The organism is Delftia sp. WSY_7 (assembly GCF_043104845.1).
Classification (GTDB): Bacteria; Pseudomonadota; Gammaproteobacteria; order Burkholderiales; family Burkholderiaceae_C; genus Comamonas; species Comamonas tsuruhatensis.
This window is the reverse complement of record NZ_JBICLB010000034.1, coordinates 287,813-310,123: the sequence shown is the minus strand read 5'-3', so window position 1 is coordinate 310,123 and position 22,311 is coordinate 287,813. Positions and strand designations below refer to the sequence as shown.

The following is a 22,311-nucleotide window of genomic DNA, read 5'->3' as shown; positions in this document are numbered from 1 at the left end:
CGCTTTGGCGTCATGTGCGGGCAAAGGCATCCGACAGTTGCTGGATATTGGCCTTCAGCGCGCCCGGCCCGGCGTTGGACAGGGTGTACCAGTTGGCTGCGTTCAGATAGACCACCTGCTTGCCGCGCCAGGCCTTGGTGGCGCGCACCAGCGGGTTGTCCAGCAGTTGCTGGGCGGTCTTGCCATCCTGGCCGATGGCCACGTCGCGGTCGATGACGAACAGCCAGTCGGGATTGGTCTTGAGCAGGAACTCGAAGGAGACCACCTGCCCATGGCGCGCCACCGTCAGGTTGTCGATGGCCGGCTTCACGCCGAACACATCGTGCAGCATGCCGAAGCGCGAGCCCGGACCGTAGGCGCTGAGCTTGCCGCCCGAGGTCAGCAGCACCAGCCCCTTGCCCGCGTTCTGCGCCTTGCCATGCAGCGCGGCGATGGCCTGCTCCACGGCCCGGACCTCGGCCTCGGCCTTGTCCTGCAGGCCGTAGACGGCGCCCAGCGTGCGGATGTTGCGGTAGATATCGGCCATCTGGTGCTGGTCGCTGACGCTCAGGTCCAGCACGGGGGCGAAGCGCGACAGCTCCTTGTACTTGGCCTCGGAGCGGCCGCCCACGATGATGAGGTCGGGCGACAGCGCCTTGACGGCCTCGTAGTCGGGCTCGAACAGGCTGCCGATGCGTGCGTATTTCGCATCGGCATAGCGGGCCAGCAGCGGCGGCATCTTGAACTCGGGCACGCCACGCACCTCGCCGCCCAGCGCCTGCAGCGTGTCCAGCGCCGCCAGCTCGAACACCAGCACGCGCACGGGCTTGAAGGGCACCTGGATCTCGCCCTTGGCGTGCGGCACGGTCACGGTCTTGCCGACCGCTGCCGTCTGCGCATGGGCCATGGACAGTGCCAGAGGCAGCGTGACCAGCATGCCCGCGCCCTGGCCCATCGTCGCCAGGATGTGGCGCCGGGAATGATTTGCATTCAATGTGTTCATTCTTTCAATGATTGCTGTATCGCCAGGAAGTTCAAACATTGGCCTTGGCGGCCTCAGGGAAGTGCGGACGTGCTGTCCGGCATGCGCTCGCAGGCCGGCAGGCCCTGGGCAAAGCGCCCGGGGTTGAGCAGGGCCACCAGGCCGCAGGCCAGCGATCCCTGCCATTGCAGGTAGTCATGGCTGGTTTCATGCTCGGCCTGCGTGACCTCGTAGCCCTTGGCGCGCAGCACGTCGGCCAGGTGGCGGTTGGTTTCCAGGATGCCGTCCTGCCCGCCGCGTGCACGCTCGTAGCGGCCTGCATCCAGATAGAAGCGCACGGGCTGGCGCGGCTCCTGGGCATAGCGGCGCTGCACCCAGCCCGGCACCTCGCCGGCCGGCGACCACCAGAACGATCCCGACATGCTCAGCACGTTGCCGAACCAGCGCGCATTGACCAGGCCCGCATAGGCCGAGGCCAGGCCGCCGAAGCTGGAGCCGCCAATCACCGTGCGCGCCGCAGGCTGGCCCAGGCCCTGCTCCTCCACCCAGGGCATCAGCTCCTCATCCAGAAAGCGCGCGAAGGCGGTGTTGGGCGGCAATTCCCTGCCGCGTGCCTGCGGGCTGGCGTTGTCCACCAGCACCACGGCCGTGGGCGGGATCAGGCCGTCGGCCATGAGGTTGTCGATGAGGGTGGGCGTGGACACCTGCTTTGCATAGGCATTGCCGTCGAACAGCACCAGCAGCGCCTCGGGCGCCTGGCCGCCCGCCGGGCGGTAGGTCCAGACATCGCGGCTGTTGCCCAGCACGCGGCTTCGCAGGCGGTGCTGCACCAGTTGTCCTTGCGCCACGCCCGCGCGCGGCGCCGTCCAGGGCTGGGGTGGGGCCTTGGGCAGCTCCAGCACGGAGGCGCCCTGGAAGACATCGATGAAGCCGCCCTCGGGCGGCTGCGGGAAGGTCTTGGGATTGAGCGGATCGCGCTGCGCCGTGGCCAGCAGGGCGCGGCGCTGCTCCATGGCCGAGCCTTCGATCAGCGGCACATCGGGCGCCAGCCGGTAGCTGAGCCTGGCGTTGTCCGCCATGCGGAAGCTGGCCCACCAGACATCGCTGCCGGGCAGATGCTGCAGCGGATCATGGTTGCCGGCCGGGCTGCCGAACAGGCGCACGCCCTGCATGCCCGCACGCGGCTGGCCGCGCCATAGGAAGGTGACCAGGGAGTGCCCCTCGGACAGAGGCTCGACCATGGGTGTTCCTTCCTCCTGCACGCGCCGCCAGAAGGCGTCGGCAGCCACACCAGCACCCGCGCCGCGCTGGATTGCCTGCGCCAGAGCCCGCAGCCGCGGGCTTTGCAGTGCCGGAGGCTCGGAGGTGGCCGAGGCCTTGTTGCCGGCAGGCGCCAGGCTGGAGGTCAGCCGCAGCGCGAAGCGCCCCGCTTCTTGCGCCTCACCGCCGGAACCGGGGTCAGCCAGGGCCACACGCCTGGCCACCAGCCGCTGCCGTCCGGCTCCCTCCGTGACCCACATCAGCGACTGCGCGCCGCCATCGGCTCGCGCCAGGCGGCGCAGGTGCCGGCCCTGGACATCCTCCAGGTCCAGGGCCACGCCCTGCCCCTCGAATTCACCCTGGACCACATGGCCGGCGGGCAGATCGACGCGCCAGGACTCGCGCCCACCGGCAGCCAGGACCCCTGTGGCCGCCTGGCCCGGCGCCAGCGTGCCCGGCCGTGCGGCCAGGGCCTGCCGCGATGCGGCTGCCGTCATGTCTTCACCGGCATGGACGGCTGCGCCCAGCAGGCACAGCAGCGAGGCGGCCACGCACAGGCCTTGTCGTGCAGCTTGCGCCATGGCGTCAGAAGTCCACCGTGGCCGAGACACGCACCGTGCGCGGGCCGCCCGTGGTGGCGAAGTTGTCATTGAAACTGCCGGCCCAGTAGGACTTGTCGAAAAGGTTCTCCACCGTGGCGCGGAAGGTGACGGGTTTGGCCGCGATGCGGGTGGCATAGCGCGCGCCCACGTCCACGCGGGTCCAGCTGGGCATCTTCAGCGTGTTGGCCGAATTCACCCATTGCGCGCCCGTGTAGATCAGGCGGCCGGTGAGCGTGGCGCCCGGCAGCGCGGGCACATCCCACTCGCCGCCCAGGTTGGCCGTCCAGCGCGGCACGCCGTAGACGCCGTAGCCGTCGCGCGCGCCGCCCTGGGTCTTGCTCTGGATGGCCTGCGTATAGGCCAGGCCGCCCAGCACGCGCGTGCCGCGCAGCGGCTCGCCGAACACATTCCACTCCAGGCCCCGGTTGCGCTGCTCGCCATCCATCAGCAGGCGGTTGGTCGCAGTCTCCACCACGGACGAAGGCCGCTCGATCTGAAACAGCGAGACCGTCTGCGTGAAATCACCCGTGCGCCACTTGGCGCCGATCTCGAACTGCTTGGTCTTGTAAGGCGCGAACACTTCGCCGGCATTGGCGTAGGTGGCGCCGACGATGGAGCCCGCGCTCAGGCCCTGCACATGGTTGGCGTACAGCGAGACCGTATCGCCCCAGGGCTTGACCACCAGGCCCAGCGCGGGCGAGATGGCATGTTCGTCATAGCGCGCCATCTTCTGGTTCACGCGCTGCAGGCGCGCGCCCACGGTGAGCTGTACGGTGTCGCCACCCCAGCTCAGCGTGTCGGCCAGGGCCAGGCTGCTGAGCACGTCGTCGCGCTCCTGCTTGATGGCGCCGTAGGGGCCGGCCAGCGTGATGGGCGCAGGGTCGTAGATGTTGGTGATGTAGCTGGCGCTGGTGGCCACGGCCGCGCGGCCGCCCTTCTGGTTCATCCAGTTCACGGAGGCGACCAGCAGATGGTTCACGCTGCCCGTGCGCAGGCGCCCGCGCACGCCGAACTCGGCCGCCATGCTGTCGGTGTAGCCGTACTGGTTGTAGGTCTGACCCACGGCCGAGCCGTCGCCCTGGGCGCGCAGCACCACGCGCGTGCCGTTGAGCATGCCGTCATAGGAATGCTTGCCGCTGCCCACCGAGCCGAACAGCGTCCAGTCCGCCCCCAGGTCCACCGAGCCGCGCAGCATCAGCGCATCGCTTTGCTGCTGGGCACGTATGCCCGGGAAGAGATTGGTCTTGGCGTCGGGCGCTGCAATCACCTGCTTGAGGTTCTGCATGCTGACCATCATCGGGCTGCCGTCACGGATGTTGGAGCGGTAGCTGTAGGCATCCAGGCCCAGCGTGAAACCGTCGCCCTGGTAGTCGAGCGCCAGTGCGCCCAGGCCATGGCGGCGGTTCTGGCCGTCGATCTCGGTATCGCCGCCCGAGGTGCTGCCGTTGATGCGTATGCCCAGGCGGCGTTCCGGGCCGAAGCGGCGCGACACATCGGCCTGCAGGCCCAGCTGCGAGGAGCTGCTGAACATGGTGGTCACGCGCGTGAGGTCCCGGGCCAGCGGACGCTTGGTCACCAGGTTGATGGTGCCGCCCACGGCGCCGCCCGGCGTCATGCCGCTCAGCAGCGCACCCGGGCCCTTGAGCACTTCCACGCGCTCGATCATCTCGGTGGGCACATGGCCATCGGGCGCCAGGCCGTACAGGCCGTTGAAGCCCAGTTCCGAGGCATTCACACCCAGGCCGCGGATGGTGAAGTTCTCGTAGGCGTGGCCGGTGTTGGTGGTGAAGCGCACGGAGGGGTCGTTTTCCAGCACCGACATCAGCGTGGTCGCGTGCTGGTCGGCAATGCCTTCGGCCGTGTAGGAGGTGATGTTGAACGGCGTATCCATCACATCGCGCTGGCCCAGCACGCCCAGGCCCGCGCCCTTGGCCACCTGGCCGCCCGGCGCCACGGTGGGCAGTGCCTGGGGATCGGTGGTGCTGCGCACCGTGATCTCGCCCAGTTCGGCGTCGGCCGCCCAGGAGGCGGCGGGCAAAGCGGCAGCGGCAACCATGGCGCAGACACGGGCGATGGTGCCCAGGCCGTGGAACGGTGAAACGGGGGCGAAGGGGCTGACAGCGCCTGCGCGCGGCAGGCCGGTGCGGGAACGAGAGGACATCCGGGAGGGCTTTCAAGGCGGAAGAAAATGCGCCGCATCCAGGCCCGCAGCCCGTCGGGACACAGGCCGGATACGGCATCTGCCCGAATTATAGAAAATGAGAATTATTCTTATTTGAGAAAACAACGACAACGCACCGCGCGCAAACATGGGCGCACGGTCCGCAAACAATCCCGGGGAAAACAGTGGGGGCCAGGCAACAGGCCGCCGGACGCCACGACGGCGCAGACCGCTAGAAGGTGTCGCCGCGTTCCATGGCACGGCGGTGGCGCTGCACGAATTCCTGGTAGGTGTCGATGCCGCGCAGCTGCAAGATGGCATTGCGCACGGCCGCCTCCACCAGCACGGCGATGTTGCGGCCCGCCACCACCTGGATCACCACCTTGCGCACGGGCACGCCGAGCACATCCTGCGTCAGCGGCTCGGCTGGCAGCCGCTCGTATTCGCGCTCCATGGTTTCCTTGCGCACCAGGTGCACGATGAGCTTGAGACGCATCTTGCGGCGCACGGCCGTCTCGCCAAAGATGGCGCGGATATCGAGCAGGCCGATGCCGCGCACCTCCAGCAGGTTCTGCAGCAGCTCGGGGCACTTGCCTTCGATCGTGGTCTGGTTGATGCGGTACAGGTCCACGGCATCGTCGGCCACCAGGCCGTTGCCGCGCGTCACCAGCTCCAGCCCCAGCTCGCTCTTGCCCAGGCCCGATTCGCCCGTGATCAGCACGCCCATGCCCAGGATGTCCATGAACACGCCATGCATGGTCGTGCGGTCGGCGAAATGCTTGGCCAGGTAGGCACGCAGCACATCGATCACGAAGGCCGACTGCTCGCGCGTGGCGAACATGGGAATGTGGGCGCGCTCGCACATGGACAGCAGCGCCTCGGGCGCCGTCTGACCATCGGCCAGCACCAGCACGGGCGGCTCCAGCGTGACGATGCGTGCCACGCGGCGCTGGCAGTCCTGCGGCGTGGCGTTGGTCAGATAGGCGATCTCACGCTCGCCCAGCACCTGCAGCCGGTAGGGATGGATGTAGTTCAGGTAGCCGACGAGATCGGCGCCCGAGCGCGCCGAGCGCACGGCCATCTCGTCGAAGCGGCGCTCCGAGGCCCCCAGGCCCGCCACCCACTCCCAGCGCAGGCTGGAGCGGAACTCCTCGAAAAGGACGTCGGCGCTGATGGCACTGGGTCTCATGGCAAGGCCCGTGAAAAGGGGAAGACGAAAGTCTAGACCAGCGGAGCGGCGGAAGACTGCCAGCCGGCAATCATTCCATGCAGCCGGGCCGCATCGCCGCAGGACTTCAGCCGCTCGCGCAGCTGGCTGTCGCTGAGCAGTTCGGCGATTTCAGAAAGGATTTCCAGATGCTTTTGCGTCGCCGCTTCGGGCACCAGCAAAAAGATCAGCAGGCCCACGGGCTGCTCATCGGGCGCATCGAAGCCAATGGGATGGTCCAGCTGGAACACGGCTGCCATCGGAGCGGTCAGCCCCTTGATGCGACCGTGGGGAATGGCCACGCCATGGCCCAGCCCCGTCGAGCCCAGGCGTTCACGCGCGAAGAGGCTGTCGGTGATGAGTGCGCGGGACAGGCCATGCAGGCTCTCGAATAGCAGACCTGCTTCTTCGAAAGCGCGCTTTTTGCTGGTGACGTCGACGCTCACGAGCACTTGAGCGGCGGGCAGGATGGAGGCAAGACGGTTCATGGTTCGGGAAACAATTATGCACCGCAGTGCCGGAAACCGTGGGGAAACCCTGACCCCCATCAAAAACCGCCCCGAAGGGCGGTGGTCGTGCGTGGCACATCAGCCACAAAAACGCAGGTATTGTAAGCGCCCGCACAGGGCCGGCGCCTTACCTGTCACCCGACTGACGCCAGGGTCAGTCCAGCATCATCGAGCCGCTTGGCCGTGCCGTAGCGGCTGCCCTGCTGGCGGGTCTTGTAGCGCACCACGAGGCGGTCCAGCTTGTCAGCCAGCGCGTCGACGGCGGCATAAAGGTCGAAGTGAGAGGTTCCGACAAAGAGATCCTGGCCCTTGACGCGCAGCGTGCAACCGGCACGTTGGCGCTTTTCCTTCTCCTTCTGGTTATGAACGGTCAGCAAGACCTTGACATCCACCACCTGGTCAAAGTGTCGAAGAATGCGTTCGAGCTTGGCCATGACGTAACTGCGCAGCGAGGGAGTGACCTCCAGGTGATGCCCACTAATCGTCAGATTCATATCTAAACACTCCTTGCTCTGGATGGAAACAGCCCGGTCCACCGGGGGACGATCCGCCGGGACAGGTGCTTGCAGGCCGGAATGCGCATTCGTTTGCTTGCGAATCCACTATGCGCCCGGGTCGGGTCAAAAGCAACGCCGCAAGCCGATAGCGCAGGACGGTGCAGGGCCTTGGAGGCGGGTTTTGCGCGCCATGCGATTGGGCGCACAATCGGCGGGTTTGCCAGGCTGCGCCCCTGGGGTGGGGGTGGCCACAGGCCGTCCGTCACCGTGAGGCGCCGTTGGGTAGAATCGCGCTCCTGCGCGTGCCGCTTGCAGCCCTCCGGCCCCTGCAGCCTCTTTGCCAGATTGCCCCTTGCCTCACATGACCACCCAGTCCCGTCCCTCCGCCCTGCACACTTCCAACATTGCCTCGCTGCCGCTGCTCGCGCGCGGCAAGGTGCGCGACAACTATGCCGTGGGCGATGACCGCATCCTGATGGTGGCCTCGGACCGCCTCTCGGCCTTTGACGTGATCATGGGCGAGCCCATCCCCGGCAAGGGCGAGCTGCTGACGCAGATGGCGCTGTTCTGGTTCGACAAGCTCGGCCACATCTGCCCCAACCACCTGACCGGCGAAGCGCCCGAATCCGTGGTCACGCCCGCCGAAGTGCCCCAGGTCACGGGCCGCTCCATGCTGGTCAAGCGCCTCAAGCCCGTGCTGATCGAGGCCGTGGTGCGCGGCTACCTGGCCGGCAGCGGCTGGAAGGAATACCAGGAATCGCGCTCGGTCTGCGGCGTTCCCCTGCCCGAAGGCCTGACCAACGCCGCCAAGCTGCCCGAGCCCATCTACACGCCGGCCGCCAAGGCCGAGATGGGCGACCATGACGAGAACATCACCTACGAGCGCACGGTGGAGATGGTCGGCGAGAAGCTGGCCTCCCAGATCCGCGATACAGCCATCCGCATCTACAAGGAAGCCGCCGCCATCGCCCTCGAAAAGGGCATGATCATTGCCGACACCAAGTTCGAATTCGGCCTGGACGAAAACGGCGAACTGGTGCTGATGGACGAGGTGCTCACGCCCGACAGCTCGCGCTACTGGCCCGTGGAAGGCTATGCCCAGGCGCTGGCCAAGGGCGAGAACCCGCCCAGCTACGACAAGCAGTTCGTGCGCGACTGGCTGGAGCAGGCCCAGGTCAACGGCAAGCCCTGGGACAAGAGCGCCCCGGCGCCCCGCCTGCCCCAGGAGGTGACCGAGAAGACGGCCGCCAAGTACCGCGAAGCGCTGCAGCGCCTGACGGCCTGAGCTGCAGCCTGCCTGTCCCCGCAAAAGAGAGCTTCGGCTCTCTTTTTCATTGCGAGGGCCCGTTTCTGCAGCCGGTCACGCCGGCGTCACCGACACTGCCACAATGCTTGTTCCCTCTGACTTTTTTCGAAGGAGCAAGCACATGGCCGGCAAGAAGATTCTGATGATCTGCGGAGACTACTGCGAGGACTACGAAACCATGGTCCCGTTCCAGGCCCTGCAGGCCGTGGGACACACGGTGCACGCGGTCTGCCCAGACAAGAAGGCGGGGGACCACATCAAGACGGCCATCCATGATTTCGAGGGCGCCCAGACCTACAGCGAAAAGCCCGGCCACAACTTCACGCTCAACGCCAGCTTCGCCGACATCAAGCCCGAGCAGTACGACGCCCTGGTGATCCCCGGCGGACGCGGCCCTGAATACCTGCGCAACTACGATGCCGTGCGCGCCGCCGTGCGCCACTTCTTCGACAACAACAAGCCCGTGGCCGCCGTCTGCCATGGCGCCCAGCTGCTGGCCGGCGCCGGCGTGCTCAAGGGGCGCACCTGCTCGGCCTACCCGGCCTGCCGTGCCGAGGTCGAACTGGCCGGCGGCACCTACGCCGACATCGGCGTGGACCAGGCGCACACCGAAGGCAACCTGGTCAGCGCCCCCGCCTGGCCGGCCCATCCGGCCTGGATCGCACAGTTCCTGTCCCTGCTGGGCACGCGCATCAGCCACGGCTGAGCACGCAGCCGCCGTTGGCGCCGGGCGGATCAGCCGCCCCAGCGCACCAGCACGATGCCGCCGAACACCAGGGCCGAGGCCAGCATGCGCACGCGGCCCGGGCGCTCGCGCATCAGCCAGGCGGCAATCCAGCCTGCAAACAGCACGCTGCTTTCACGCAGTGCAGACACCAGCCCCATGGGCGCCTGCGACAGCGCCCAGGTCGCCATCCAGCTGGCGCTCAGCTGCATGGCGGCGGCCAGGGCGCACAGGCGCCAGGTGCGTGCATCGGCGCGCAGCACGGAAGGACCGCGCCGCCAGGCAACGATCAGCACCGTGGCCAGGCCATCGCCCAGCGTGAGCAGGGCCGCATAGAGCAGCGCGGAACCGGATGCGCGCGCACCCAGCCCGTCGATGACCGTGTAGCAGGCAATCATGGCGCCCGTGGCCAGCGCATAGCCGCTGCCGCCATAACCGCTGGCCGCACCGCTGCGCAACGACAGCGCCAGCACGCCCAGCGACAGGCACAGCACGCCGGCCAGCCCGGTCGCGCCCGGCCACTCACCGGCCAGCAGCGCCGCGCCCAGCGTCACGAACAGCGGCGCACTGCCGCGTGCCACCGGGTAGACCACGCCGAACTCGCCATGCTGGTAGGCCCGCGGCAGCACGAAGTGGTAGACGGTGTGCACGGCCACCGAGGCCGCCAGCCACCACCACACCGATGCATCCCACAGCGCCGCCGCACGCCAGTCCAGCCAGGGCAGCACCAGCAGAGACCACAGGCTGGCCAGCCCCGTGGTCAGCGCCATGGCGACCATCTTGTCGCCGCCCAGCTTGATGGCGCTGTTCCATCCCGCATTCATCAGCGCGGCCCCCAGGGCCGCGGCCAGCACCGCGTTGCTCAATTCCATTCCATGGCCTCGTTCCTGATACGGGACGGGATGATGGATTCGCACCCAGATTAGATAAAGTCGAATCTTCGGAACCTTATCTTCAGGAAACCTGATGCGACGCCTGAACCTCGACCAGCTCCAGACCCTGGTGGCCGTGGCCGACCTGGGTACCCTGGCCGCCGCGGCCCAGGCCCTGCACCTGTCGCCGCCTGCCGTCAGCCTGCACATCCAGGAGCTGGAAGCGCGCCTGGACACACCGCTGCTGGTGCGCGGCAAGCGCCAGGCGCAGCTGACGCCTGCGGGCGAACTGCTGGCCGAAGGCGGACGCCGCCTGCTGGCAGACAGCGAATCCCTGCTGCGCCAGGTGCGCAAGCGTGCCGAGGGCTTTGGCGCCAGCGTGCGCATAGGCGCCTCGGCCGGCGTCTGCCCCCTGCTGCTGCCCGAACTGCTGCAATGGCTGGCCGAGCACGCACCGAGCGTGGAGCTGCGCCTGGAAGTCGTGAGCTCGGCCCAGGCCATGCAGCGCCTGGCGGCCGGCAGCCTGGACCTGGCCCTGGTCGGCCTGCCCCAGCCCGTGGCTGCGGGGCTCGAGGTGCTGGCCTGGCGCAACGACCCCATGGAGCTGTTCGCGCCGCCGCAGATGCCGCTGCCCGACCAGATCACGCCCGAATGGCTCAACGCCCAGCCCTGGATAGGCTTTGCCGCCGGCACCCAGATGCACCGCCTGCTGTCGCAATGGTTTGCACAGGCCGGCCTGCTGCCCCAGCCGCGCATGGAGATGAGTTATCCCGAAGGCATACGCGCCCTGGTCGCCGCAGGCCACGGTCCCACCGTCCTGCCACGCGAGGAGCCCATGGACGCCGTCAGCCGCACCCTTCAGCAGCGCGGGCTGAGTCCCGCCCTGACACGCCCGCTGGGTCTGGCCTGCCGCAGCGCCGCACAACAAGACCCGGCCGTGCAGGCCGTGGTGCGCGGGTTGATGCGATTTGCCGACACTCTTTGATCGCGGCAGCCCAGCCCTCGAAATCCCATAGTCGGGGCCTATGACATCGGACAAAATGCCTCCCCACATCATTGAGAGGGAGTGCAATGCTAGTTGGAATCGATCTGGGCACCACCAATAGCCTGATCAGCGTTTATCGCGATGGCAAGACCGAACTCATACCCAATTCGCTGGGCCATTTCCTGACTCCGTCGGCCATCAGCATTTCGGACGATGGTGCCATTCTGGTGGGCCTGGCGGCCCGGGAACGTGTTACCACGCATCCCCAACAATCGGCCATGGCGTTCAAACGCTGGATGGGCACGGACCACACGGTTGTGCTGGGGCCCAAGCGTCTGCGCGCCGAGGAGTTGAGCGCGCTGGTCATTGGCGCACTGGTGGCGGATGCGCAAGCCTATCTGGGCGAACCCGTGACCGAGGCAGTCATTACCGTGCCGGCCTATTTCAACGATGTGCAGCGCAAAGCCACGCAGGCGGCTGGCCAATTGGCAGGTATCAAGGTGGAACGGCTGCTCAACGAGCCCACGGCAGCCGGCCTCGCCTATGGCCTGCAGGAAAGGCCGGATCACTCGACCTTTCTGGTGTTCGATCTGGGCGGCGGCACCTTTGACGTTTCCGTGCTCGAGTACTTCGAAGGCGTGGTGGAAGTGCGCGCCAGCGCCGGGGACACGCGCCTGGGCGGCGAGGACTTCGCGCAGGTATTGGTAGATTGGTTCATTGAGCAGACGCCTGCCCTGCGCAGCGTTCCGCGGGAGACCCTGTCTTCGGACGGGGGGCTCTGGCATGCCGCTGAACAGGCCAAACGCGACCTCAGCGAGAGCGAGTCGACTGAAATGCGGTTTACCTACCAGGAGACGCCGCATGCATTGACGCTCAGCCGTGCCGACTATGAAAACCGCTGCGCAGACCTGCTGCAGCGACTGCGCAGGCCGCTGGAACGCGCCATGCTCGATGCGCAATTGGACATCGCCAATCTGGACGAAGTGGTACTGGTCGGGGGCGCCAGCCGCATGCCCATGGTCCGCCAGTTGGTCACGCGCCTGTTCGGCCGACTGCCGCTGCGCACCATCCATCCCGATGAAACGATTGCACACGGCGCAGCCATTCAGGCCGGCCTCAAATCACGCAATGCCGCACTCAGCGAAATCGTGTTGACCGATGTGATGCCCTATTCGCTGGGAGTCGTGAGTTCGGAAAATATCGATGGACGGCATTACAGCGACCGCTTTTCACCCATCATCGAACGCAATACGCCGGTGCCGGTATCGCGTGTCCAGACCTACAGCACCGTTCAGGATGGACAGACGCGCATCGTCATCGACGTGCGCCAGGGCGAGTCACCCATTGGCACAGAGAACCTGAAACTCGGCGATCTGGAGGTCGAGATACCGGCGAAGGGACGCGGCGAGATCAGCATCAATATCCGCTTCACCTATGACGTCAATGGTCTGCTCGAAGTGGAAGGGCATATTCCGGCAACCGGCCAGACCACCAGCACGCTGATCAAGCGCAGCGATCATGTCCTGAGCGACGAGCAGATCCAGGAGGCCCTGCTCAAGCTGCGCGCACTCAAGATCCATCCGCGCGACAAACAGGAAAACGCTTATCTGGTCGCCCGGGCCAAGCGGCTGTACGAAGACAGGCTGGGCCCTGCGCGACAGGACATAGGTCACGCGCTGGCGCGTTTCGAAGCCATTCTCGACAGCCAGGACGAGCAGCAGATCCGCCAGTGGCGCGGCGAGTTCAGGAAGTACCTGGACAGCATCGACAAGGGCTTCGTGCTATGAGCTTCTGGCAAGTACTGGGCATTGAAGCCACGACCGACCTGCCGGCCATCAAGAAGGCCTACGCATCCAGGCTCAAGCACACGCGGCCCGATGACGATGCGGCCGCCTATCAATCACTGCGCGAGGCCTATGACCTGGCCCTGCAGCACGCCAGGCGACCGGCCACGGGCGATACGCAGATGCCGAGCATGGCTGCAGTTGAGCAGGTATCCAGTGCCAGGTCTGCGCAGCAGGAACAAGAGCCTGCACCGCTGTCGGAGCCGGTCCCGGGCCCCGGGACTCAACCTCTGCCCGGCAACACGGACGCAGCAGAACCCCAGGCACAGGAAGCCGCCTTCATCCCGCCCAGGGATCTGGCGCACGAAACGCTCAACTACCTCAAACAGGCAGGGCCTGATGCACTGCTGAACGGCTGGCCCAATCTGCGGCGGGAGCTGGACAAGCTGCCCCTGTCACAGCGTCCTGACGCCTGCAACTGGTTTGCGCAGTTGGTGATCGAGGTGCCCGAGCTTCCGCCGGCATTTGCGCGCGCCCTGTCGGAGTATTTCGCCTGGGAGACGGATTTCCGCGCCTGGCAATGGATGGGGCATGCCCGCGCCACCGCCTTGCGGGAGCAACTGGACCAACTGGAATCCCGTTTCTACCCCGATCCTGCCTTCAGGCAGTACTACGGCCAAATCGCGCTGTTCGGGCAACTGGTGCAGCAGCTTGCAAAGTGGCGCATCTACCTGCTGGCGATGCTCGCCCCCAGCCGGCTTGCCCGCCTATGGAACGAACTCAGCCCGGGGCAGCGCTATGCGCTCGGCGTCCCGAAGCCGCCGCTGCATTCACTTGCCGACCACGCCATGGAAATGGGCTGCGCCTTCCGGACTGCCCTGGTGGTCTTTCTCTCGTCCGTGCTGATGTCCTGGAGCGAATATGCCCATGAGCCCTGGTGGGTCCGACTCATGGCGGTGCTCCTCATCGGGTATGGCACGTTCGTGATGGCCGGCTACGCCTACCGCGGGGTGCTGCACGTCAAGCACGCCCAGCACGCGGCACTGTGGAAGGGGCGACTCAGCCGCAACAGGATGCTGGCGATGGTCTGGACTGCCGTGGCGCTCATGGTGACGGCGACGGCCATTTTCGGCATATGGGAGGCCCGCATGTGGCCCGTGCTCTTCACCTCGGTGGACAGCACGCCGCTGCTCTTCGTGGCCGTGATGCTGGTGCTGGTTGCCTACTGGCTGGCGCTGCTGCCCGCCAGCCCGGCTGGCAAGGCCTTGCCGCCTCTGCTGCTGTGGTGCGCCCTGGCCGTGCAGGCCCTGCCATGGTTCAAGGGCATGCCCTGGACCGGAGCCCTGGTCGGCGCAACCTGGTTTCTGGTCTGTGCCATCGCGTACACGCTGCACGGTGACCGCATGGAGCAGGCATGGCATGGATTCAGGCAGTCGGTCGTTCTGCGCAAGCAGCAGCGGCGCAGTTCGAGCCTGCAGGAAATACTCGTACTCTCGCTGGCATTGCTGCGCCGCACAATCGCACTGCCCTACCGGCTGATGGTGCTGGGCTCGGAACAATCCCCCCATTTCTTGGCTGCTGTACTTTGCATGTCGATGGTGGCCATCGTCCCCGAATATCGTGCGTGGCAGATCCCTCTGACGGCCTGTGCCATGGCCGCTGTATCCCTGTTCAGCAGTCTCTGCTTCGACAACGCAGCGACCGCCCTGATACCCGACCAGCCGAAGTCCGCTTGGCGCGGCTGGCTCGGCTTGGCGATGCTGGGCCTGTGGCTGATCTGGGCCGGGATGTACTGGCGCGATCCCGCTGCGATCCACGCACTCCTTGGCGGTGCGCCGCACAAGGAGGCCGCGGGGTCACCTTTCCTGGACGCCATCGTCTTTTATCTGGTGCCGCTGCTGCCCGTGTTTCTCAACCAGGGCTGGTTCCAGTTCCAGAGGATCAAGCCTGCGAACACCTGAATCGCAGGCTCAGGCGGGCAGCAGCCCGTCTCCTGCCAGCCCGGCCTCCTGCAGCACCCACGCACGCAGGGCCTCGATGGCCGGCTGGCCCTGGCTGCGCCGGGGGTAGAGCAGGTGGTAGGCATAGGCCGGGCCCAGGCCCACGGCGATGTCGAACAGGCGCACCAGGCGGCCGCGGGCCAGGTCTTCGGCCACCAGGTCCTGCTCGACCAGGCCCACGGCGCCGCCGTCCAGCACGGCCTGCACGACATGGCTGGAGTCGGTGAATGCGATGCAGCGGCCTGCGTCCAGGCCCTCCACGCCGGCCGCTGCCATCCACATCGGCCAGTTCGGCCAGACCTGGCCGTCCACCATGCAGTCCACGTGGCACAGCGTGTGGCCCAGCAGGTCGGCGGGGCTGGCCAGCGGCGGGCCGGACTGCAGCAGGGCCGGGCTGCAGACGGGGATGACCCTGGCGTCGAACAGGCGCACCGCCAGGGTGTGCGGATCACGGCCGGTGCCGAAGCGGATGGCGGCGTCGATGTCATCGGCGTCGAAGTCGCGCACCTCGTCGCTGATGTCGAAGCTCAGTTCGATCTGCGGATGCGCGGCGCGAAAGCGCGGCAGCCGGGGCAGCAGCCACTGCGTGGCAAAGCGCGCGCCCAGCGACAGGCGCAGCCGCGTCTCGCCCCGGGCCAGCTGGCGCGCCCGGCCGGTGGCGCGCCGCAGCAGGCCCAGCGCCTCGGCCGTGGCCTCCAGCAGCACGCTGCCTGCGGGCGTGAGCTGCATGCTGCGGCTGTTGCGCGTGAAGAGGACGAGGCCCAGCTGTTCCTCCATCTCCTTGATCTGGTGGCTGACCGCCGCCGGGGTCAGCCCCAGTTCGTCGGCCGCACGCGTGAAGTTCAAGTGGCGCCCTGCGGCCGAGGAGCCGGTTGCACCCTGAGCCCTCGCCATGAAAAAAGGGAGCCGCAAGGCTCCCGTCTCTTCACCGGCGCGCGGCCGGACTCAGTTCAGCGCCATGCTGAGCTTGCGGCGGTAGCCGTTGACCAGCTGCGTGGCCTCGTCCTGCTCGGCCGCGCCCTTGCCCAGCAACTCGATGCCGCCGCTGCTCTTGCCGGGGATGGCGTCCTGCTTCTTGGGCTTCGGGGGTGTGAGCAGCTCCAGGATGCCCACATAGAGCTTGCGCGCGGCCTGGCCGTTCCATTCCTTGTCGCGCATGATGATTTCCAGCAGCTCGTCCATGCTGGCTGCCCACTGGCCTTCGGCGGCCAGGGCCTGGGCCTTGCCGAAGCGGGTGTCGAAGTCGCGCTTGTTCTGTGCGATGACGGCATCGAACTGGGCAAACTCCCAGTTGCCGCGATCGTCGTTGTGCACGAAGAGCATGCACTGCAGCCATTGGTTGAGCGCCTCGAAGCGCGTGGGCTGGGGAATGCGCTTGAGCGGCTCGGTCAGCAGGGCGCCGGCCTCTTCGTAGCCGCCCGTGGCGATCAGCAGGCGCACGTAGTCGAAGCGCGCATCGTCGTTGGCCGGGTCGGCGGCCAGGGCGTCGGCCAGCTTTTGCAGGGCGGCCTGCGTGTCGCCGGCTTCCAGCAGCTGGTGGGCCTCGTCGGCTTCGGCCTCGGCCACCAGCTCGCCTTCGGAGGGCAGGTGCTTGTCCAGGAACTCGCGCAGCTTGCCTTCGGGCTGGGCGCCCATGAAGCCGTCCACGGGCCGGCCGCCCATCATCAGGATGCAGGTCGGGATGGAGCGGATGCCGAACATGCCGGCCAGCTGCTGCTCCTGGTCGGAATCGATCTTGACCAGCTTGAAGCGGCCTTCGTAGGCCACTTCCAGCTTTTCCAGGATGGGGCCCAGCGTCTTGCACGGGCCGCACCAGGGCGCCCAGAAGTCGACGAGCACCGGCACCTGCATGGAGGCGGCGACGACTTCGGCTTCGAAATTCTCAATGGTGACATCAATCATGTGATCAGACCCTGTGGCAAGGCGCGCGGCCAGGGCGCGCGAACTGTGGCGGTTCGGAGTTCGGCGGCCGGATGCCTCCGATGCGGACCGTGTGATTCTCCAGCAATTCCATGGCGTGGGCGCCATGGACGGCAACCACCCCAGCTGGGAGCCGGCTGCGTGCATTTCAAGCCGCCCGGCCGGGGACGAGGCGCGGCAGCGCTGGGCTATATTGGCGCGCTGAGCCGCCATTGCGGCCTGCCATCAACACAATGAGGGAGGGCTCGCCTTGATCAAGGTTTCGCAGCTGGTGTTCGAGTACCCGGGCCACCGCGCGCTGGACGGCGTCAGCGTCCATATCGCCGCAGGCACCGTCACGGCCCTGGTGGGGCCCAACGGCGCCGGAAAATCCACGCTGATGCGCTGCATCGCCGGGCTGGACCAGCCGCTGTCGGGCCAGGTCGAGGTGCATGGCATTGCCGTGCAGGAGCAGCCCCGCGAAGTGCACCGGCACCTGGGCTATCTGTCGGATTTCTTCGGCCTCTATGACCGCCTGAGCGTGCGGCGCTGCCTGCAGTACGCAGCCCTGTCCATGGGCGTGCCCACGTCCGAGGCGCCGCAGCGCGTGGCGCACGTGGCCGGGCAGCTGGGCCTGGCCGACCTGCTGGAGCGCCTTCCCACCGAGCTGTCTCGCGGCCAGCGCCAGCGCGTGGCCATCGGCCAGGCCATCGTCCACCAGCCGCGCGTGCTGCTGCTGGACGAGCCGGCCAGCGGCCTGGACCCCGAGGCACGCGCCAGCCTGTCCCGGCTGATGCGTGCGCTGCAGGCCCAGGGCATGACCCTGATCGTCTCCAGCCACATCCTCAGCGAACTGGACGAGTACTGCACCCACATCCTGAGCCTGCGCGGCGGCCGCGTGGAAAGCCACGAGGCCCTGCACGGCGGCATCAAGGCACCTGCCGCCGGCGACGATGCCCCGCTGGCACTGTACGCGCTGGAGCTGGCGCCGCCCCCGGGTGCCTCGGCCGGGTCGCTGGCACGGCGGCTGCATCTGGTCCTTCCCGACACCCCTGTGCCGCCGCCCGATGACCAGGGCCTGGTGCACCTGCAGCTGTGGCTGCCCACCCTGCCGCGCGAGCGCGCCGATCTGCTGGCCCGCCTGGTCGGTACCGGCCTGCCCGTGGCCAGCCTGGCCCCGGTGCGCGAGCGCCTGCAGGACCGCTATGCGCGCGGCCTGCAGAACGCAGCACCCCCCACGCCTGCGGAGCAGCCATGACGCACAACCCCGAATTCCAGCGCCAGCTCTGGCTCAACTGGCGGCCGTCCCAGCTGGGCTGGAGCCTGCTGCTCACCGCCTTGCTGCTGGCCACGCCAATGGCCCTGGTCCAGCCCGACCGCCGCCTGCACACGCTGCTGATCGCCGCCCTGGTCGGCATGTGGATCGCCGCGGCCGGCCTGGGCAGCGTGCTGGCCGGACGCGGCCTCAACGAGGAAGCGCGCCAGCACACCTGGGACTGGCAGCGCCTGTCGGCCCTGACGCCCTGGCAGATGGCCTGGGGCAAGCTGCTGGGCGCCCCGCTGCCGGCCTGGCTGTACATGCTGTGGTGCGCGCTGGCCGTGCTGGCCACCTCGGCAGGCCAGCCGGGCGGGCTGGCCTGGGGCGTGCACGCCGTGCTGCAGGCCGCGCTGTGGGGCCTGGCCCTGCAGGCCTGGAGCATGCACTCCGTGCTCATGGGCTGGGGGCCGAAGGAGCAACCCGCGCGCCGCATCCGCTTCGTGCTGGTGCCGCTGCTGTTCGTGATGGTGCTGCCCGGCCCCATCCTGGGCCGGTTGACCGAGCAGCTGGGCCGCGAGGAAGGCCGCCCTGTGCTGTGGTGGTCCTTACCGCTGCACGGGCGCGGCGCCATCTACCTGTTCGGCGCCATCGCGCTGGGGCTGGGCCTGCTGGCCCTGTGGCGGCTGCTGTGCACGCGGCTGGATGTGCGCACCCTGCCCTGGGCCTGGCCGCTGGGCCTGTGCGTGGCGGGCCTGGCCTTTGGCGGCATGCACCTCGATGCAATGCAGTTGCAGGGCCCCGGCCCGGCCTCTTTCTTCGCTTGGACCACCGGGCTGGCGCTGGCGGGCACGGCCTATGTCTGCCTGCACGGCATGGACGAGGGCCTGCGCAGCTGGCGACAGGTGCAGTGGTGCGTGTTGCAGGGGCGCTGGCGTGGCGCGCTCGAGGCCCTGCCGCTGTGGCCTGTGAGCTGGCTGCTGGCCGTGCTGGCCTGTGCGCTGTGGCTGCTGTGGCCCGCAGGCGGCCAGCCCATCCTGCCCGGCACAGCCCAGTTGGCGGCACTGGCAACGGCGCAGTTGCTGCGTGATGCCGCGCTGGCCACGGGCTTTTCCCTGCTGGCCGGGCGCATCAAGTCGCCGCTGGCCGCGTTCGCCGTCACCTGGCTGCTGGTCAACATCGTGCTGCCGCTGCTGGCCTTTGGCCTGGCCGGGGCCGATGCCGCCATGCTGGCCCAGCCGCTGGCAGCCGGCCTGACCAAGCCCGTCACCAGCGGCATGTGGCTGTCGCTGGCCGCGCAGGTGGCGGTGGCCCTGGCCTGGCTGGCCCATGTGTTTCGCCAGCGTGTGCTGGGTTTTGCGCGCGAGCAGCACACGGCTGTGCGGTGATTTGCAGGGGGATGCGGGCCGATCCGGACTAAAAAAGTAAAATCGCGGGTTCCACTAGGCCGGGCCGCAGGCGCCCTCACGACATGAACTCCATCCAGATCGGTGTGGTCATGGGCTCCAGCAGCGACTGGGAGACCATGCAGCACGCAGTTGCCATTCTTCAGCAATTTGGCATCGCCCATGAAGCCCAGGTCGTCTCGGCCCACCGCATGCCCGACGACATGTTCGCCTATGCCGAGGCCGCCGCAGGCCGGGGCCTGAAGGCCATCATCGCGGGCGCCGGCGGCGCCGCCCACCTGCCCGGCATGATCGCCGCCAAGACCGTGGTGCCCGTGCTCGGCGTGCCGGTGGCCAGCCGCCACCTGCAGGGCGTGGACTCGCTGCACTCCATCGTGCAGATGCCCAAGGGCGTGCCCGTGGCCACCTTTGCCATCGGCGCGGCCGGCGCGGCCAATGCGGCCCTGTTCGCCGTGGCCCTGCTGGCCAATGAGGACCCGGCCCTGCGGGCGAAGCTCGAAGCCTTCCGCGCCGAGCAGACCGCCGCCGCGCGTGCCATGACGCTTCCCTCGGTGGCCGCATGAGCGCCGCTGAAGTGATCCTGCCCGGCGCCACCCTGGGCGTTCTGGGCGGCGGCCAGCTCGGCCGCATGTTCGTGCAGTCGGCCCAGGCCATGGGCTATTTCACGGCCGTGCTCGACGCCGACCCGACCAGCCCCGCGGGCCTGGTAAGCCACCACCACATACGCACCGCCTACGAGGACCCGCAGGGCCTGGCCGAGCTGGCGCGCCTGTCGGCCGCCGTCACCACCGAATTCGAGAACGTGCCCGCCGCGGCGCTGAACCTGCTGGCCGCCCAGCGGCCGGTCTCGCCGGCCGGCTCGTCCGTGGCCATTGCCCAGGACCGCGCCCAGGAGAAGGCCCACTTCGTGCGCTGCGGCGTGCCCTGCGCGCCCTACGCGGTGATCGAGACGCCGGCCCAGCTGGCCGCCGTGCACGCCAGCCTGCTGCCCGGCATCCTCAAGACCGCGCGCATGGGCTACGACGGCAAGGGCCAGGTGCGCGTGAAGAACGCCGCCGAGCTGGCCACCGCCTGGGAGCAACTGGGCCGCGTGGCCTGCGTGCTGGAAAAAATGCTGCCGCTGGCCCATGAATGCTCGGTCATCGTGGCGCGCGGCCGTGACGGCTCCATGGTCAACCTGCCCGTGCAGCGCAACCTGCACCGCGAGGGCATCCTCTCCGTCACCGAGGTCTACGAAGGCAACCTGCCACAGGCCCAGGTCGAGCAGGCGCTGGCCGCCGCACGTTCCGTGGCCGACGGCCTGGACTACGTGGGCGTGCTCTGCGTCGAATTCTTCGTGCTGCAGGACGGCATGCTCGTGGTCAACGAGATCGCGCCGCGCCCGCACAACAGCGGCCACTACAGCCAGAACGCCTGCGATGTCTCGCAGTTCGAGCTGCAGGTGCGCTGCATGACCGGCCTGCCGCTGACGCAGCCGCGCCAGCACAGCCCGTCCATCATGCTGAACCTGCTGGGAGACCTGTGGTTCAAGGACGGCGAACAGGCCAAGGCGCCGGCCTGGGACCAGGTCCTGGCCCTGCCCGGCTGCCACCTGCACCTGTACGGCAAGCACGACGCCAAGCGCGGCCGCAAGATGGGCCACCTGAACGTCACCGGCCCCTCGCCCGAGGCCGTGCGCTCCACCGCCCTGCAGGCCGCTGCCATCCTGGGTATAGAGCCGTTCTGAAGGCCCGCGCGATGATTCTTGATGGAACGCTGGCGGCCTCTGTCCAGGCCGCCGCACAGGCGCTGCAGCGCGGCGAACTGCTGGGCCTGCCCACGGAAACCGTCTACGGCCTCGCGGCCGATGCCGACAACGACGCGGCCGTCGCGCAGATCTTCACCGCCAAGGGCCGGCCGCCCAACCATCCGCTCATCGTGCATGTGGCCGACAGCGGCGCCATCACGCGCTACGCACGTGAAGTGCCGCTGTTCGCGCAGCAGCTGATCGACGCCTTCTGGCCCGGCCCGCTGACCCTCATCCTGCCGCGCCTGCCCCAGGCCGCCCGGGCCTCGACCGGCGGCCAGGACAGCGTGGGCCTGCGCTGCCCCTCCCACCCCGTCGCCCATGCCGTGCTGGCCGCCTGCCAGCAGTTGCAGCCGCCCGTCTGGGGCGTGTCGGCGCCCAGCGCCAACAAGTTCGGCCGCGTCAGCCCCACCACGGCGGCCCATGTGGCCGACGAGTTTGGTGACGCGCTGCTGGTGCTGGACGGCGGCGCCTGCGAAGTGGGGATTGAATCGACCATCGTGGACTGCACGCGCGGCGTGCCCGTGCTGCTGCGCCCCGGCGCCATCACGCGCGACGACATCGAGCGCGCCTGCGGCCAGCGTCCCCTGTCCAAGGACGAGCTGCTGGAGAACACGCCACGCGCCTCCGGCACGCTGCTGGCCCACTACGCGCCCAACGCCAAGGTCCGGCTCATGGATGCAAGGCAGCTGCAGGCCGGGCTGGACGTGCTGGGCGCCGACGCCAGGAACCTGGCCGTCTACCACCGCGCACCGCTGCGCACCGCCTCGCGCGCCGTCACGCTGCGCGCCATGCCCGCCGACGCCGCCGCCACCGCACGCGAGCTGTTCGGCGCCCTGCGCGACTTCGACGAGATCGGCGCCCAGCTGATCTGGATCGAGACCCCGCCCGACACGCCGGACTGGGAAGGCGTGCGCGACCGGCTGCTGCGCGCGGCGGCTGCGGGGTAGAAGAGGTCCCCCCGGGACTGCAGTGCCGCATGGGGCTCAACCCGCGCGCCTGTCCAACGGCGTGCGGCGCAGGAACAGGCGCAGTTCCAGGCCTTTGAATGGCAGGAGTTGCTAGAATCGCGCTACACAATCCCTTCGCGGTGTCAT

Annotated in this window: 18 protein-coding genes and 1 pseudogene; 10 read left to right on the top strand and 9 right to left on the bottom strand. The window is 68.2% G+C overall.

Features of this window, described 5'->3' with window-relative positions:
* Positions 1-10: 10 nt before the first annotated feature.
* From ACF8ME_RS16215 to hpf, 6 genes are all read right to left on the bottom strand, one after another.
* Positions 11-1,021 carry a siderophore ABC transporter substrate-binding protein gene (locus ACF8ME_RS16215; RefSeq protein ID WP_026062662.1) on the bottom strand — a complete coding sequence of 337 codons (1,011 nt, stop codon included), beginning with the start codon at positions 1,019-1,021 and terminating at the stop codon, positions 11-13.
* Between the two features lie 14 nt (positions 1,022-1,035).
* Complete coding sequence (gene fes / locus ACF8ME_RS16210) at positions 1,036-2,802, bottom strand: enterochelin esterase (protein WP_392417382.1); 1,767 nt, start codon at positions 2,800-2,802, stop codon at positions 1,036-1,038.
* Positions 2,803-2,806: 4 nt separating this feature from the next.
* On the bottom strand, positions 2,807-4,984 hold the full coding sequence (locus ACF8ME_RS16205) for a TonB-dependent receptor (protein WP_392417380.1): 2,178 nt from the start codon (positions 4,982-4,984) through the stop codon (positions 2,807-2,809).
* Positions 4,985-5,216: 232 nt separating this feature from the next.
* Positions 5,217-6,173, bottom strand: a complete 957-nt coding sequence (hprK, locus tag ACF8ME_RS16200; protein WP_016449143.1) for an HPr(Ser) kinase/phosphatase — start codon at positions 6,171-6,173, stop codon at positions 5,217-5,219.
* A gap of 32 nt (positions 6,174-6,205) precedes the next feature.
* Positions 6,206-6,679, bottom strand: coding sequence for a PTS sugar transporter subunit IIA (locus tag ACF8ME_RS16195; RefSeq protein WP_016452020.1), 474 nt, complete (start codon positions 6,677-6,679; stop codon positions 6,206-6,208).
* 155 nt (positions 6,680-6,834) lie between these two features.
* Positions 6,835-7,194 (bottom strand): ribosome hibernation-promoting factor, HPF/YfiA family, encoded by a 360-nt coding sequence (gene hpf / locus ACF8ME_RS16190; RefSeq protein ID WP_392417378.1) that lies wholly within the window; start codon positions 7,192-7,194, stop codon positions 6,835-6,837.
* Between the two features lie 364 nt (positions 7,195-7,558).
* On the opposite strand from hpf, the gene ACF8ME_RS16185 reads away from it, so the two are divergent.
* Together ACF8ME_RS16185 and ACF8ME_RS16180 are read left to right on the top strand one after the other, a co-directional pair.
* Positions 7,559-8,482 (top strand): phosphoribosylaminoimidazolesuccinocarboxamide synthase, encoded by a 924-nt coding sequence (locus ACF8ME_RS16185; RefSeq protein ID WP_016449140.1) that lies wholly within the window; start codon positions 7,559-7,561, stop codon positions 8,480-8,482.
* Between the two features lie 142 nt (positions 8,483-8,624).
* The gene (locus ACF8ME_RS16180) at positions 8,625-9,209 is read left to right on the top strand and encodes a DJ-1/PfpI family protein (RefSeq protein WP_016449139.1); all 585 of its coding nucleotides are present in this window, start codon (positions 8,625-8,627) and stop codon (positions 9,207-9,209) included.
* A gap of 29 nt (positions 9,210-9,238) precedes the next feature.
* Here ACF8ME_RS16180 and ACF8ME_RS16175 read toward each other — a convergent pair whose 3' ends face one another.
* The gene (locus tag ACF8ME_RS16175; RefSeq protein ID WP_043789144.1) at positions 9,239-10,099 is read right to left on the bottom strand and encodes a DMT family transporter; all 861 of its coding nucleotides are present in this window, start codon (positions 10,097-10,099) and stop codon (positions 9,239-9,241) included.
* Between the two features lie 94 nt (positions 10,100-10,193).
* Here ACF8ME_RS16175 and ACF8ME_RS16170 point away from each other — a divergent pair, with 94 nt between their 5' ends.
* The 3 genes from ACF8ME_RS16170 to ACF8ME_RS16160 all read left to right on the top strand — a co-directional run bounded on the left by ACF8ME_RS16170 (position 10,194) and on the right by ACF8ME_RS16160 (position 14,829).
* Positions 10,194-11,084, top strand: coding sequence for a LysR family transcriptional regulator (locus ACF8ME_RS16170; RefSeq protein ID WP_392417375.1), 891 nt, complete (start codon positions 10,194-10,196; stop codon positions 11,082-11,084).
* 86 nt (positions 11,085-11,170) lie between these two features.
* Positions 11,171-12,871 (top strand): molecular chaperone HscC, encoded by a 1,701-nt coding sequence (locus ACF8ME_RS16165; protein WP_392417374.1) that lies wholly within the window; start codon positions 11,171-11,173, stop codon positions 12,869-12,871.
* A complete protein-coding gene (locus ACF8ME_RS16160; protein ID WP_392417373.1) occupies positions 12,814-14,829 on the top strand; it encodes a J domain-containing protein in 2,016 nt (671 codons plus the stop codon). Before ACF8ME_RS16165 ends, ACF8ME_RS16160 begins: the two co-directional genes overlap by 58 nt.
* 9 nt (positions 14,830-14,838) lie before the next feature.
* Here the strand turns inward: ACF8ME_RS16160 and ACF8ME_RS16155 are convergent, their stop codons facing one another.
* Together ACF8ME_RS16155 and trxA are read right to left on the bottom strand one after the other, a co-directional pair.
* The gene (locus ACF8ME_RS16155) at positions 14,839-15,762 is read right to left on the bottom strand and encodes a LysR substrate-binding domain-containing protein (protein ID WP_392417371.1); all 924 of its coding nucleotides are present in this window, start codon (positions 15,760-15,762) and stop codon (positions 14,839-14,841) included.
* 51 nt (positions 15,763-15,813) lie between these two features.
* Positions 15,814-16,770, bottom strand: a complete 957-nt coding sequence (gene trxA / locus ACF8ME_RS16150; protein ID WP_392417369.1) for a thioredoxin — start codon at positions 16,768-16,770, stop codon at positions 15,814-15,816.
* A 334-nt stretch (positions 16,771-17,104) separates the two neighbouring features.
* Here trxA and ACF8ME_RS16145 point away from each other — a divergent pair.
* The 5 genes and pseudogenes from ACF8ME_RS16145 to ACF8ME_RS16125 all read left to right on the top strand — a co-directional run.
* Positions 17,105-18,025 (top strand): annotated as a pseudogene (locus tag ACF8ME_RS16145) (ABC transporter ATP-binding protein); the annotation flags it as partial.
* Entirely contained in the window at positions 18,022-19,410 is a 1,389-nt protein-coding gene (locus ACF8ME_RS16140) for a hypothetical protein (protein WP_392417367.1), read from the top strand. The pseudogene ACF8ME_RS16145 and the gene ACF8ME_RS16140, both read left to right, overlap by 4 nt.
* Before the next feature lie 83 nt (positions 19,411-19,493).
* Positions 19,494-19,991: a 5-(carboxyamino)imidazole ribonucleotide mutase gene (gene purE, locus ACF8ME_RS16135; protein WP_016449129.1), complete on the top strand. Its 498-nt coding sequence runs from the start codon at positions 19,494-19,496 to the stop codon at positions 19,989-19,991.
* Positions 19,988-21,154 carry a 5-(carboxyamino)imidazole ribonucleotide synthase gene (locus tag ACF8ME_RS16130; protein ID WP_392417365.1) on the top strand — a complete coding sequence of 389 codons (1,167 nt, stop codon included), beginning with the start codon at positions 19,988-19,990 and terminating at the stop codon, positions 21,152-21,154. The genes purE and ACF8ME_RS16130 overlap by 4 nt, the downstream gene beginning before the upstream one ends.
* Positions 21,155-21,165: 11 nt before the next feature.
* Positions 21,166-22,164: an L-threonylcarbamoyladenylate synthase gene (locus ACF8ME_RS16125; RefSeq protein WP_074920838.1), complete on the top strand. Its 999-nt coding sequence runs from the start codon at positions 21,166-21,168 to the stop codon at positions 22,162-22,164.
* Positions 22,165-22,311: the final 147 nt, after the last annotated feature.

Bases quoted from the DNA above. Each gene is read 5' to 3' on its own strand.
- ACF8ME_RS16195 (WP_016452020.1), bottom strand. From the start codon at position 6,679: ATGAACCGTCTTGCCTCCATCCTGCCCGCCGCTCAAGTGCTCGTGAGC.
- ACF8ME_RS16155 (WP_392417371.1), bottom strand. From the start codon at position 15,762: ATGGCGAGGGCTCAGGGTGCAACCGGCTCCTCGGCCGCAGGGCGCCAC.
- fes (WP_392417382.1), bottom strand. From the start codon at position 2,802: ATGGCGCAAGCTGCACGACAAGGCCTGTGCGTGGCCGCCTCGCTGCTG.
- purE (WP_016449129.1), top strand. From the start codon at position 19,494: ATGAACTCCATCCAGATCGGTGTGGTCATGGGCTCCAGCAGCGACTGG.
- ACF8ME_RS16170 (WP_392417375.1), top strand. From the start codon at position 10,194: ATGCGACGCCTGAACCTCGACCAGCTCCAGACCCTGGTGGCCGTGGCC.
- ACF8ME_RS16140 (WP_392417367.1), top strand. From the start codon at position 18,022: ATGACGCACAACCCCGAATTCCAGCGCCAGCTCTGGCTCAACTGGCGG.
- trxA (WP_392417369.1), bottom strand. From the start codon at position 16,770: ATGATTGATGTCACCATTGAGAATTTCGAAGCCGAAGTCGTCGCCGCC.
- ACF8ME_RS16215 (WP_026062662.1), bottom strand. From the start codon at position 1,021: ATGTTTGAACTTCCTGGCGATACAGCAATCATTGAAAGAATGAACACA.
- ACF8ME_RS16175 (WP_043789144.1), bottom strand. From the start codon at position 10,099: ATGGAATTGAGCAACGCGGTGCTGGCCGCGGCCCTGGGGGCCGCGCTG.
- ACF8ME_RS16165 (WP_392417374.1), top strand. From the start codon at position 11,171: ATGCTAGTTGGAATCGATCTGGGCACCACCAATAGCCTGATCAGCGTT.
- ACF8ME_RS16125 (WP_074920838.1), top strand. From the start codon at position 21,166: ATGATTCTTGATGGAACGCTGGCGGCCTCTGTCCAGGCCGCCGCACAG.
- ACF8ME_RS16180 (WP_016449139.1), top strand. From the start codon at position 8,625: ATGGCCGGCAAGAAGATTCTGATGATCTGCGGAGACTACTGCGAGGAC.
- ACF8ME_RS16205 (WP_392417380.1), bottom strand. From the start codon at position 4,984: ATGTCCTCTCGTTCCCGCACCGGCCTGCCGCGCGCAGGCGCTGTCAGC.
- hprK (WP_016449143.1), bottom strand. From the start codon at position 6,173: ATGAGACCCAGTGCCATCAGCGCCGACGTCCTTTTCGAGGAGTTCCGC.
- hpf (WP_392417378.1), bottom strand. From the start codon at position 7,194: ATGAATCTGACGATTAGTGGGCATCACCTGGAGGTCACTCCCTCGCTG.
- ACF8ME_RS16130 (WP_392417365.1), top strand. From the start codon at position 19,988: ATGAGCGCCGCTGAAGTGATCCTGCCCGGCGCCACCCTGGGCGTTCTG.
- ACF8ME_RS16185 (WP_016449140.1), top strand. From the start codon at position 7,559: ATGACCACCCAGTCCCGTCCCTCCGCCCTGCACACTTCCAACATTGCC.